The 12660-nt window shown below is 65.6% G+C and carries 9 protein-coding genes; 2 read left to right on the top strand and 7 right to left on the bottom strand.

The window, feature by feature from the left end; translation table 11 throughout:
* Positions 1-22: 22 nt before the first annotated feature.
* The 3 genes from C7G42_RS22480 to C7G42_RS22490 all read right to left on the bottom strand — a co-directional run bounded on the left by C7G42_RS22480 (position 23) and on the right by C7G42_RS22490 (position 4690).
* Positions 23-907 carry a 4-(cytidine 5'-diphospho)-2-C-methyl-D-erythritol kinase gene (locus C7G42_RS22480; RefSeq protein WP_199581073.1) on the bottom strand — a complete coding sequence of 295 codons (885 nt, stop codon included), beginning with the start codon at positions 905-907 and terminating at the stop codon, positions 23-25.
* 28 nt (positions 908-935) lie between these two features.
* Positions 936-2732 (bottom strand): tetratricopeptide repeat protein, encoded by a 1797-nt coding sequence (locus C7G42_RS22485; RefSeq protein WP_106951140.1) that lies wholly within the window; start codon positions 2730-2732, stop codon positions 936-938.
* A 296-nt stretch (positions 2733-3028) separates the two neighbouring features.
* Positions 3029-4690, bottom strand: coding sequence for an electron transfer flavoprotein-ubiquinone oxidoreductase (locus tag C7G42_RS22490; RefSeq protein ID WP_106951141.1), 1662 nt, complete (start codon positions 4688-4690; stop codon positions 3029-3031).
* A gap of 136 nt (positions 4691-4826) precedes the next feature.
* Between C7G42_RS22490 and C7G42_RS22495 the strand changes: the two genes are divergently transcribed.
* Entirely contained in the window at positions 4827-5633 is an 807-nt protein-coding gene (locus C7G42_RS22495) for a uracil-DNA glycosylase (protein ID WP_106951142.1), read from the top strand.
* Positions 5634-5768: 135 nt separating this feature from the next.
* Here the strand turns inward: C7G42_RS22495 and C7G42_RS22500 are convergent, their stop codons facing one another.
* The 4 genes from C7G42_RS22500 to C7G42_RS22515 form a co-directional block, all read right to left on the bottom strand.
* Positions 5769-7277: a glycosyltransferase family 39 protein gene (locus C7G42_RS22500; protein WP_106951143.1), complete on the bottom strand. Its 1509-nt coding sequence runs from the start codon at positions 7275-7277 to the stop codon at positions 5769-5771.
* A gap of 209 nt (positions 7278-7486) precedes the next feature.
* Positions 7487-8347 carry a ribonuclease HII gene (rnhB, locus tag C7G42_RS22505; RefSeq protein WP_106951448.1) on the bottom strand — a complete coding sequence of 287 codons (861 nt, stop codon included), beginning with the start codon at positions 8345-8347 and terminating at the stop codon, positions 7487-7489.
* Positions 8348-8420: 73 nt separating this feature from the next.
* Positions 8421-8876 (bottom strand): VOC family protein, encoded by a 456-nt coding sequence (locus tag C7G42_RS22510; protein ID WP_106951144.1) that lies wholly within the window; start codon positions 8874-8876, stop codon positions 8421-8423.
* Positions 8877-8899: 23 nt separating this feature from the next.
* Positions 8900-10066 (bottom strand): PA0069 family radical SAM protein, encoded by a 1167-nt coding sequence (locus C7G42_RS22515; protein WP_106951145.1) that lies wholly within the window; start codon positions 10064-10066, stop codon positions 8900-8902.
* 206 nt (positions 10067-10272) lie between these two features.
* On the opposite strand from C7G42_RS22515, the gene C7G42_RS22520 reads away from it, so the two are divergent.
* Complete coding sequence (locus tag C7G42_RS22520; protein ID WP_199581074.1) at positions 10273-12660, top strand: phosphoketolase family protein; 2388 nt, start codon at positions 10273-10275, stop codon at positions 12658-12660.

A 12660-nucleotide genomic window follows, 5' to 3' on the forward strand; every position in this document is an offset into this window, starting at 1 on the left:
GACACCGTCTTCGCGGAAGCACCTAGCTCAACGTCCCCGCATGCACCCACCAGCCGGGATGATCGCGTCGGATCTTTTCGGCCGCGGCATGCGTATCGGCGGGCGAGCCGTAGATCGCAAAGCACGTCGCGCCCGAACCGGACATGCGGGCGAGCTTGACGCCGGCGGAACCGCGCAAGGCCTCCAGCACCTCGCCGGTCATCGGCTGGATCCGCAGCGCAGGCGCTTCCAGGTCGTTGGGAACGCGTTCGAGGACCTCGACCCAATCGGCGATCGACCCGCCCTCCTCCGGCCAGGCCGGAGCGCGGAGCACCGCCGTAGCGCCGACCAGGAGCTCACCGTTGCGCAAGCCCAACTTCTGAAACACGTCCTTGGTCGCGACCGGCACGCGCGGATTGACCATCACGCAGGGCATGTTCGGCAGCGCGAGCGGCAGCAGCTGCTCGCCAACGCCGGTCATGTCGCAGGCGCGCGAGAGCAGGCACACCGGCACGTCGGCACCGGTCGCGAGCGCGACCTTCTGGAGTCTGGGATCATCGAGCGAGAGATCGTTGAGACGCGCGAGCAGCCGCAGCGCCGCCGCGGCATCAGCCGAGCCGCCGCCAATGCCGGCGGCAACCGGCAGCACCTTGTCCAGCGCGAAGGCGCCGAGCTTCAGGTTCGGCACCGCGTCAGTCAGAAGCTTGGCCGCCTTGAAGACGAGATTGTCCGCGGTATCGCCGCAAGCCGCGGCAAGCGGTCCGGTGGTGGTGAGCTTCAGCTCGCCACCCGGCTCCAAGGTAAGCCGATCGGCGCAGTCGGCAAACGCGACCACGCTTTCGAGATCATGATAGCCATCGGCACGACGGCCTACGACGCGAAGGCTGAGATTGACCTTCGCCCGTCCTTCTTCAATCAACGCCGGCATCGGCGACACGCCCCCAACTTCACTCAGACTAGCCGCCCTTGCCGTCGTCCTTTTTCTTCTCGGCCTGCGCTGCAGAGGAGTTCGAATTGTCGTCGGCCAGACCGTTAGCGATCTTGGCCTCGATCTTCGGCAGCTCTTCCGGCTCGGGCTTGAGATCGCGCGCATGCGCCCACTGGAATTTGGCTTCCAGCGTTCGGCCAACCCGCCAATAGGCATCGCCGAGATGGTCGTTGATGGTGGGATCCTCGGGCTTGAGGTCGATGGCCCGCTCGAGGTTCTTCACCGCTTCTTCGTAATTGCCGATGCGATAATAGGCCCAGCCCAGTGAATCGACGATGTAGCCGTCGTCGGGACGCTGCTCGACGGCGCGCTTGATCATCTTCATGCCTTCGTCGAGGTTGATCCCCTGGTCGATCCAGGAATAGCCGAGATAGTTGAGGACGTGCGGCTGGTCGGGCTGCAGCTCGAGCGCCTTCTTCATGTCGGCCTCGGCCTTGGCCCACTGCTTGGAGCGCTCCTCGCAGATACCACGATAATAGTACCAGACGCTGTTGGCCTTATCGTTGCCCGGTGTCAGCGCGTCGATGCCTTGCGAATAGGTCGCGCCGCAGTCGCCGAACTTCTTGCGGCCACGCTCGATATTGCCGAGCGCCATGATCGCTTCGAGGTCCTTGGCATCCTCGGATGTAACGCCCTTGAGGATCTTGATCGCCTCCTCGGTGCGGTCGGCGGAATCCAGATCGATGGCAAGCTGGATCTGCGCGTTGCGCTTGAGCGGCGAGCTCGCCGGCACGCGCTCGTAGACCTTGATCGCCATCTGCGGCCGCTTCACCGACTCGTAGAGGTCGGCGAGCGAGAGCAGCGCCAGCGGATGGGTCGGCTGGAGGTAAAGCGAGAGCTGGAGATAGACCAGTGCCAGGTCCTCGCCGCCGCGGCGGGTCAGCGTGGCGCCGATGCCGTAGAGCGCTTCGGCGGCGCCGGCCTGGGCGGAATCGACCAGCGGCGGCATTTTCTTGCCGGCCTTGGTCTCGCGCAGGCCTTCCTGGATCAGCGGATGGCGCGCGAGCTTCTTGTCGAAGGCCTGGTAGACGGTGGTCGCGGCGGCGGAATCCTTGTTGCGCGACAGCCAGCGCGCATAGGCCTCGGTCACGCGCAGCATGGAATCGTCGAGCTTGTAGGCGCGCTCGAAGCGGGTGCCGGCATCCTTCTCCTTGCCGGCGAGTTCGAGAATCATGCCGGCGTGAAGGTCCTTGAACAGCGGGTACCATTCGGGACCAGCCAGCTTGTCGATGGTGGCGACACCGCCCTTGGCGTCGCCCGCGCCATAGGCGGCCCAACCTGACAGCAGCGTGGCGACGAGATCGGTGATCGGACCCCGGATCGACTGGTTGATGTTGGTCTGCGCGGCCGCGTATTTCTTCACCTTGAGATCGTGCACGCCGACCACGAGACGCGCAACGCGGTTGGTCTTGTCGATGGTCAGGATGCGCTCGGCGAGCTTGACCGCTTCGTCGATGTCGCCGTCGGCGACCGAGGAGATGAAGGCGCGGTCGAGCAGCTCGTTGTTCTTGGGATCTGTGCGCAGCGCCGAACGGTAGAAGGCGGCGGCGGAAGCCGCGTCGCGCTCGACGCTGGCGTGGCGGGCGGCGAGATAGCTGCCGGCGGTGGTGAGCGACTTCAGATCGTTTCGGGTCGGAAACTGCGCCGCCGTGTCGGACGGATGATCCGGCGTCTGCGCCAGGACCCTGCCGGGGACGGTCGCGATCGCTGTGCCCATGAGGGCGATGGCGGCAACAGTCCAGCGGTTGAAACGATTTGAAAACATCAGGGCTCGCCTTGAGTTGGTAGTGCCTGGGTTTGCAGCAGAGGGCCGTATCGCACGCTAAAGCGCCCGGTGGCATGGGGACCCGGAACCGTCGGGCCGACAATGCCGCTTTTGGCGCTTCGCCGCAAGGATTCGGGCCGAGCGATCCCCTCCGCACGCCTTAAATCGGCCAAGAGCTGTCCCAAGACGCTGCCAGTATGGCCTTATCGTGGCCGCGACCGGTGGCCGCAGCCGTGTCCTCACGCGAACGTGCGCCGGATCACGCTCGCCATCAGGTCCTCTTGCTTGGCGGGCTCTTACATCGCCTCATAGTTCGGGCCGCCGCCGCCCTCGGGAGGAACCCAGGTGATGTTACCGTTGGGGTCCTTCACGTCGCAGGTTTTGCAGTGGACGCAGTTCTGGGCGTTGATCTGGAAGCGCGGGCCCGTGCCCTCCTCGACCCATTCGTAGACGCCGGCCGGGCAATAGCGATTCGAGGGACCGGCATACACGTCGTGCTCGGAGGTCTTTTGCAGGTTCATGTCGGTGACCTTGAGATGGACCGGCTGGTCCTCCTCATGGTTGGTATTGGACATGAATACCGAGGACAGCTTGTCGAACGAAATCTTGCCGTCCGGCTTCGGGTAGTTCTTGGGCGCGTGGCTCTTGGCCGGATCGAGCGTGGCACGATCGGGCTTGGCGTGCGCCTGGGTGCCGAACAGCGAGCCGCCGAACAGCGTGTTGCACCACATGTCGATGCCGCCCAGCGCGACGCCAAGCACCGTACCGAACTTCGACCACAGCGGCTTGACGTTGCGGACCAGGAACAGATCCTTGCCGACCGACGACGAACGCCACGCATTCTCGTAGTCGACCAGTTCGTCATTGGCGCGATCGGCGGCGAGCGCCGCCGCGGCATGTTCAGCCGCGAGCATGCCGGTGCCCATCGCATTGTGCACGCCCTTGATGCGCGGCACGTTGACGAAGCCAGCCGCGCATCCGATCAGGGCGCCGCCGGGGAAGCTCAGCCTCGGCACCGACTGATAGCCGCCTTCGGTGATGGCGCGCGCGCCGTAGGCGAGGCGCTTGGCGCCTTCAAAGGTGCCGCGGATCGAAGGATGGGTCTTGAAGCGCTGGAACTCGTCGAACGGCGACAGATAGGGATCGTCGTAGTTCAGATGCACGACGAAGCCGACGGCCACGAGATTGTCGTCGTAATGATAGAGGAACGATCCGCCGCCGGTTTTCAGATCGAGCGGCCAGCCGAAGGAATGCTGGATCATGCCCTTCTGGTGCTTGGCGGGATCGATCTGCCAGACTTCCTTGAGACCGATGCCGAACTTCGCCGGCTCGCTCTTGGAGTCGAGCGCGAACTTGGCGATGAGCTGCTTGGTCAGGCTGCCGCGAGCGCCTTCGGCAAACAGCGTGTACTTGCCGAGCAACTCCATGCCACGGGTAAAAGAGTCCTTCGGCTTGCCGTCCCGGCCGATGCCCATGTCGCCGGTGGCAATGCCCTTGACGTTGCCGGCGTCGTCATAGAGCACCTCGGCCGCAGCGAAGCCCGGATAGATCTCGACGCCTAGCGCTTCAGCCTTGCGCGCGAGCCAACGGCAGACATTGCCGAGCGAACCGATGTAGCAATGATGGTTGTCCATCAGCGGCGGCATCATGAAGCCCGGCAGCTTGATCGCACCGCCGGCTGTCATCCAGTAGAAGCGATCGTCCTTCACCTGGGTCTTCAGCGGGCAATCGGAATCCTCGCGCCAGTCGGGCACGAGCTTGTCGAGGCCGGCAGGATCGATCACGGCGCCGGAGAGAATGTGCGCACCGACCTCGGAGCCCTTCTCCACCACGACGACGTTGAGATCGGCATTGAGCTGCTTCAGCCGGATCGCGGCCGACAGGCCCGAGGGGCCGGCGCCGACGATGACGACGTCGAATTCCATGGATTCGCGCGGGGGAAGTTCTTCGGTGCTCATCTGATCTCAGCCCTTGAGACGGTCCTTGGTCGTTTGCGCCCCCTTGTTTCCGATTTTTCCGGGTAGGACAACAGCGGAAATGCGTTCCGCGGGGATGCAAGGCGGCCTAAGATGAACTAATAGTCTGACTTTCCAAATGATCCCCGAGCCCGCACCCACCGTCCGAGAGCTTCTTGCCTTCTATCTGGAGGCCGGGGTCGATTGCGCGCTCGCGGAGGAACCCGTCGACCGCCTGGCGGAATTGGATGCTCCGCCGCCGGCCACGCGTGTGGCGCCTCCGGTCGAGGCACCTCGCCCTGTCGCCGCCCCCGCGACCCTGCGCGGCGAGGCCGCACCGGCGCCCGACATCGCGATTGCCTCCGCCCGCGAGGCCGCGCGCACGGCGCCGACGCTGGAAGCGCTGCGCGAGCTGATGCAAAGCTTCGAGGGCTGCGCACTGAAGCACACCGCGACGCGGCTGGTGTTCGCCGACGGCAATCCGCAGGCGCGCATCATGTTCGTGGGCGAAGCGCCGGGCCGCGACGAGGACATCGAGGGACTGCCCTTCGTCGGACGCAGCGGCAAGCTGCTCGATCTGATGATGGGAGCCATCGGCCTCAACCGCAGCACGACCTACATCGCCAACGTGATTCCGTGGCGGCCGCCCGGCAACCGCACGCCGACGCCGCAGGAGACGCAGATCTGCCTGCCCTTCATCCAGCGCCAGATCGAGCTGGTGAATCCCGACGTGCTGGTGACGCTCGGCAATCCCTCGACGCAGACACTGCTGTCGACGCGCGAGGGCATCATGCGCACGCGCGGGCGCTGGTTCGACTATGAGACGGGGGCGCGCACCATCCGCGCGCTGCCGACGTTTCACCCGGCCTATCTGTTGCGCTCGCCGTCCTACAAGCGGCTGGCCTGGCAGGATCTGCGCGCCATCGCCAAGGTGCTGGCGGGGTAGCGAGCTCTCGTAGGGTGGGCAAAGCGCATCGTGCCCACCAACTCTATCGTGGCGTCGGACAGAGCCGGCGTGGGCACGGCGCTTTGCGCCTTTGCCCACCCTACGATTTCTGACGGCGCGCCCCGGAATGACGAGCTACGTCCCCTTCGGCCGCACGATGGCCCAGCCGACGCGAAGCAGCTGCTGGCGACCGGTCACCAGCCATTCGAAGGCGCGTGGCACCTCCGGCACGATGCCGGGAAAGCGCTTCAGGATGTCCGGCGGCGGCGTGCCCGCGGTATCGGAGGCGCGCCAGACCACGACGCCGCCGGTCTCGCTGAATTTGGCCTGATTGATCCACGGCGTGCGCGCGGGGTCGGCATCGATGAAGAGATGCGGCCGGCCGGAATGCAGCGTGATCAGGCTTGCCAGCTGCGTCTCGCCGGCCACCGCGCGCAGGCGATGGTTGGTGCGGCGGGCAAAGCTCTCGTCGAAGAAATCCGAGATCGCGCGCGCGGGCATCGAGGTCGCGATCTCGTTTGCCCCGGTCCAGGGCAGCAGCAGGACGGCGAGCACGACGCCCACGGCCGGCGCCACGACGGCCGCGGCCCACACCATGCGCAGCATCCGCGCGCGGCGCATCGCAATGAGATCCCCGGCCGCAACCACCACGGCAAGCCCGGACATGACCAGCACGACGCCGGCGCTGCCGACGACGGAGTCGAGCCCGAGCAGGCAGGAGATCAGCACCGCGCCCAGCCCAGGCGCCAGCGCGAAGAAATAGACGAAGTTGCGCGCGAGCGGTTCGACCGGCGGCCGATAGATGATCGGCGGCTCCTCGCCCTTGCCGGCAAACAGACCGGTGTTGAGGAAGGTCAGCGCGGGAATCGCGGCCGCACCGAGCACCAGGCCGCCGAGCAGCCAGGCCGCATGCAGAGTTCGGGCCTTCAGCTCCGCGACCTGCGGCAGGGCCGGCATCACCAGCGTCTCCGCGCGCATCAGCCAGACCGCGTAGGGCAGCGCCAGCACCGCGACGACGATCAGCGCGAACAGTGGATCGAGCGCGCGCAGCGTCCGGCGGCCGCCGGCGGTTGACACCGCGAAAATGACGATCAGCAGCAGCAGGAAGATCGCCGCGGGCGTCGTCAGCAGCAACAGACCGGCCTCGATCGACCAGGCGAACCAGGCATTGCCGCGACGCTGGCCGATGATCTGCCAGGAGTGCAGCAGCAGCAGCGCCCAGAGTGGCCGGGCCAGGATGAGGGGGCCGAAGTCGAGTGCCGACGAGGAGAAGGCGAGCACCGTCATGGTCAAGAGCACGGCGAGCACCGCCTGCTGCGAGCCGACCACGGCGCGCGACAGGTAGTAGAGCGTGATGAAGGTCGCGATCTCGCAGAGCTCGGCCAGCAAATAGACGCCGAACATGTGTCCGCCGGCAGCGCGATAGGCGATGTCGGCGAGCCAGACCGGCAAGGGTGGGCCGAGATCGGTGCCCACCTGGTATTCGCGTCCGAAAGCCAGCAGCGTCGCGAGGGTACCGGGCGGGCTGCGATAGAACACCAGCGCCACGAACAGCCACATCGCGGCCTGCAGCAGCACGGCGATCCAGACGATCAGCCGCGGCCGGGCGCGAATGAGCTCGATAACCAGGGAGGTAAACCGCATGCAACGCCCGAAAGATGCAGCCAACCCGTCAGCCGGCCCTATTCGCTCACGCGTACTTTGATAAGGGGCGTCACGCGTCGTGGCAACGATGGTTTGCCCGCCATACCCGGGCTTGTCCCGGGCATCCACGTCCTTTCGTGTCACGGGCAAGACGTGGATGGCCGGGTCAAGCCCGGCCATGACGATGCGGAAGCTATGCGACGATATCCCTAGAGATTTGCCGCGGCGTCGACCTCGACGCTCGTTTCCACCTGCACCTGGACCTCGGTGACCCCAAACAAATCCTGCACCGGCTCGACCGTCCACGGCATGTGTTTGGCACGCGCCGCGGCGACCGGGGCAAAGAAGCGGCGGTGGTGGACGGTGGGGCCAAGGCGGTTCAACGCATCGAGGTGCTCTGGGACGCCGTAGCCCTTGTGCTGCTCGAAGCCGTAGCCGGGGCAGTCCTGCGCCAGCGCGCTCATCAGGCGGTCGCGCGTCACCTTGGCGACGATGGAGGCCGCGGCGATCGACAGCACGATACCGTCGCCGCCGATCACGGCTTCGCAATCGCAAGGCGTATCAAGCCTGTCGCGGCCGTCGACGAAGACGTGCCTCGGCGCCTCCGGCAGAGCCACCACGGCACGCTTCAGTGCCCAGAGTGAGGCTCGCAATATGTTGTCGCGGTCGATTCGCGAGGGCGACGCGACGGCGACCGAGACCTGGGCCGTGGCGCAGATTTTGTCGAACAGTCTTTCGCGCTCCTCCGCCGTCAGACGCTTGGAATCGTCGATGCCGCGGGGGATCCGGTCGGGGTCGAGAATCACGGCCGCAGCCACCACGGGCCCGGCGAGCGGCCCGCGGCCGGCTTCGTCGCAGCCGGCGACCGGCCAGACGCCGCGCTTGATCAGCGCGCGCTCGCGGCGGAAGCTTGGGGGAGCGACCGCGATGATGCCTTTCTTGCCCGCGCTCTTGCCGGCCGAAACCTTGGTCGCAGGCGCTTTGCCGGCCTTGGCGGGCGCTGCCTTCTTCGCGGCGTCCTTGTTTGGCGCGTCTTTGGCCGGTGTCTTGGCGGACTTGCTCCGAATCATGGCCGGGATCGTGCGCACGCTGCTCGGCCGGCGCAACCGGAAACCCCTCGCAACACCCGCTATTCAGGCGGCCCTACTCCGCCAGATGCACCCGCCGGTCCCCGCCGACCTCGATGCCGGGTGCGACCACGACCTCCCAGGGATGGCCGTCGGGGTCGGCGAAATAACCGGAATAACCGCCGTAATCGGTCTCGTGCGCGGCCTTCACGAGTTTCGCCCCCTTGCTGAGGGCGAAGGCCAGCACGGCATCCACCTCTTCACGCGTGGTGCAGTTCCAGGCGAGCGTCATACCCCGGAAGGCCGTCGGCCTTGGATCGTCCGGCAGCTGGGCGTCGGCCGCAAGCTGATCCCAGGGATACAGCGCGAGCACCGGACCGCCGGTATCGTAGAACGCCACCGCCTCGCCGGTCGCCTTCAGCCGGCGTGAAAAGCCGAGGGCATCATAAAACGCAATGCTGGCGCGGATATCGCTGACGCCCAGCGTGATGACGGTGAGTCGCGGCACCGGGGCCTGCAATTGCGTGCTCATGCGACGCCCCTCCCACTTCCCGTTCAGAACAGGCTGAGCTGATCGCCGTTCCGCTTCGGCCGGGCAAAATGATCCGTCGTCAGCTTCGAGCGCCGCTTGTTCAGCCCGAGCCGTTCGCAGGCGATCTCGAAGCGGCGGCCGATGGTCCAGGCCATCGGTCCGGTGCCCTTCATCCGCTCACCCCACTTCGCGTCGTAGTCGCGCCCGCCGCGCATGTCGCGGATCAGCGTGAAGACGTGGCGATAGCGGTCCGGATAATTCGCCATCAGCCATTCGCGGAAGAGATCGCGCACCTCCAGCGGCAGCCGCAGCAGCACATAGGAGGCTTCCCTGACGCCGGCATGAGCGGCGGCATCGAGGATGCGCTCGATCTCGGAATCGTTCAGCGCCGGAATCACGGGCGCAACCATCACGGTGGTCGGGATGCCGGCATCCGAGAGCTGCTTCAGCGCCTCCAGCCGCTTCGGCGGCGTCGAGGCCCGCGGCTCCATGGTGCGCGCCAGCTTCGGATCGAGCGAGGTGACCGAGATCGCGACCTTGGCGAGGTTGCGCTTGGCCATCCGCGCGAGAATGTCGATGTCGCGCACCACCAGCGCCGATTTGGTGACGATGCCGACGGGATGGCCGGCACGCTCGAGAACCTCGAGGATGCCCCGCATGATCTTGCGCTCACGCTCGATCGGTTGATAAGGGTCGGTGTTGGTGCCGATCGCGATCATCCGCGGCTCGTAGCCGGTCGCGGCGAGCTCTTTCTCCAGCAGCGCCGGCGCCTCGGGCTTGACGAAAAGTTTTGACTCGAAGTCGAGCCCCGGAGACAGGCCGAGATAGGCATGGGTCGGCCGCGCGAAACAATAAACACAGCCGTGCTCGCAGCCGCGATAGGGATTGATCGAACGGTCGAAGCCGATATCGGGGCTGTCGTTGCGGGTGATCACCTTGCGCGAGGTGTCGACCCCCACGCTGGTCTTGAACGGCGGCAGCTCTTCCAGGCTCTGCCAGCCATCGTCGAAGGCGACACGGGCCTCGGCCTCATAGCGGCCGCTGGCGTTGGACTGCGCACCCCGCCCTCGCCTGCGCGCGCGGTCAATGGCAACGCCAAGTTCTGGAAAGTCAGAGTCCACACCCGCCGGCTCGGAGGGCGCCTTGACCGGCGGGTGCTTGAGAGCATGAGAGGATGCTGCTGGACTCATGAAGCCATGATAGCACGACAAAGGAACAAATCAAGAACGCAAACCAAAAATGGGAAACAACCCCTGCACAGTAGCGCCCAAATTTCGGGCTCGGCCGTTTGACCTCACGCAACATGCCCGCCGCAATGATCCGGTTTGATGCCGGCCGGATCAATCGTCGCGGAACAATGTTGGTGACGATCGCCGGGGTGAAGGTCAGCAGGAACATGACAAATCAACAACAATCGGCCGCGGCAAGCAGCAACCTCGACCTCCTCGATCGCTACTGGCGAGCCGCGAACTACCTCTCCGTCGGGCAAATCTATCTGCTCGACAATCCACTGCTGCGCGAGCCCTTGCGCCCCGAGCACATCAAGCCGCGCTTGCTCGGCCATTGGGGCACAACGCCCGGCCTGAACTTCATCTACGCCCATCTCAACCGCGTCATCCGCGCACTCGATCTCAGCGTGGTCTATGTCTGCGGCCCCGGCCATGGCGGGCCAGGCATGGTCGCCAACACCTATCTGGAAGGCAGTTACAGCGAGATCTATCCCGACATCGCGCGCGACTCGGACGGATTGCGCAAGCTGTTCAGGCAGTTCTCCTTCCCCGGCGGCATTCCGAGCCACGCAGCGCCGGAAACGCCGGGCTCGATCCACGAGGGCGGTGAACTCGGCTACGCGCTCGTGCACGCCTACGGCGCAGCGCTGGACAATCCCGATTTGATCGTCGCCTGCGTGGTCGGCGACGGCGAGGCTGAGACCGGCCCGCTGGCTGCGTCCTGGCACTCCAACAAATTCCTCAACCCCGCCCATGACGGCGCAGTGCTGCCGATCCTCCACCTGAACGGCTATAAGATCGCCAATCCGACCGTGCTGGGGCGGATGCCCGACAGCGAAATCCGCGATCTGTTCCGCGGGTTCGGCCACGAGCCGCTATTCGTCGAGGGCGACGATCCCAAATTGATGCACCAGGCGATGGCTGACGCGCTCGATGTCGCGCTCGCCAGCATCCGCTCGATCCAGCAGCACGCCCGCGACGGCCACAAGAGCGTCGCGCGGCCGCGCTGGCCGATGATCGTGCTGCGCAGCCCGAAGGGCTGGACCGGCCCGAAGGAGGTCGACGGCAAAAAGGTCGAGGGTTTTTGGCGCGCACATCAGGTTCCCGTTGCAGGTTGCCGCGAAAATCCGGCGCATCTCAAAATTCTCGAAGACTGGATGCGCAGCTACGGGCCCGAAAAGCTGTTTGATGAAAGCGGCGCGCTCATTCCAGAACTTCAGGCGCTCGCGCCCGAAGGTGTCAGGCGCATGGGCGCCAATCCGCACGCCAATGGCGGCCTGCTGAAGAAGGAGCTGAAGCTGCCGGACTTCCGCAGCTTTGCCATCGAGGTTCATCAGCCCGGCGGCGTCATCGCCGAGGCGACGCGCGAGCTCGGCAAATTCCTGCGCGACGTCATCCGCCTCAACGCAAAGGAACGCAACTTCCGCATCGTGGGCCCGGACGAGACCGCGTCAAACCGGCTGGATGCAGTGTTCGAGGAGACCGAGCGGGTCTGGATGGAGCCGATCGAGCCTTACGACGTGCATCTGGCGCAAGACGGCCGCGTCATGGAAGTCCTGAGCGAGCATCTCTGCCAGGGCTGGCTCGAAGGCTATCTGCTCACCGGCCGCCACGGCTTCTTCTCCTGCTACGAGGCCTTCATCCATATCGTCGACTCCATGTTCAACCAGCACGCCAAATGGCTGAAGGTGACGCGGCACCTGCCGTGGCGGCGCCCGATCGCCTCGCTCAACTATCTCCTGACCTCGCATGTCTGGCGTCAGGACCATAACGGCTTCAGCCATCAGGATCCCGGCTTCGTCGATCTCGTCGCCAACAAGAAGGCCGATATCGTTCGTATCTACTTCCCGCCGGATGCCAACACGCTGCTGTGGATCGCCGACCACTGCCTGCGCACCTATAACCGCATCAACGTGATCGTCGCCGGCAAGCAGCCGGCGCCGCAATGGCTCTCGATGGAAGCAGCGGCCCCCCATTGCGATGCCGGCATCGGCATCTGGACCTGGGCCGGCACGGAGGACGCGAACAGCGAGCCCGACGTGGTGATGGCCTGCGCAGGCGACGTGCCGACACTGGAGACGCTCGCCGCCGTCGACCTATTGCGCAAGGCGCTGCCCGACTTGAAGATCCGTGTCGTCAACGTCGTCGACCTGATGACGCTTCAGCCCAAGGAGCAGCATCCACACGGTCTTTCCGATCGCGACTTCGACAGCCTGTTCACGCGCGACAAGCCGGTGGTGTTCGCCTATCACGGCTATCCCCACCTGATCCACCGGCTGACCTATAACCGCACCAACCATGCCGGCCTGCACGTGCGCGGCTTCATCGAAGAAGGCACCACGACCACGCCGTTCGACATGGTCGTGCTCAACGAACTCGACCGCTATCACCTCGCGATCGAGGCGATCGAACGCGTGCCGGGCCTTGCGACCAAAGCCGCGGCTGTGAAGCAGCAGTTCCGCGACGCGCTGATCGAGCATTCGCGCTACATTCGCGAGCATGGCGAGGACATGCCTGAGATCCGCGACTGGACCTGGCCGGGCAAGACGGGCTGA

The organism is Bradyrhizobium sp. MOS003, from assembly GCF_003020125.1.
Lineage (GTDB): Bacteria > Pseudomonadota > Alphaproteobacteria > Rhizobiales > Xanthobacteraceae > Bradyrhizobium.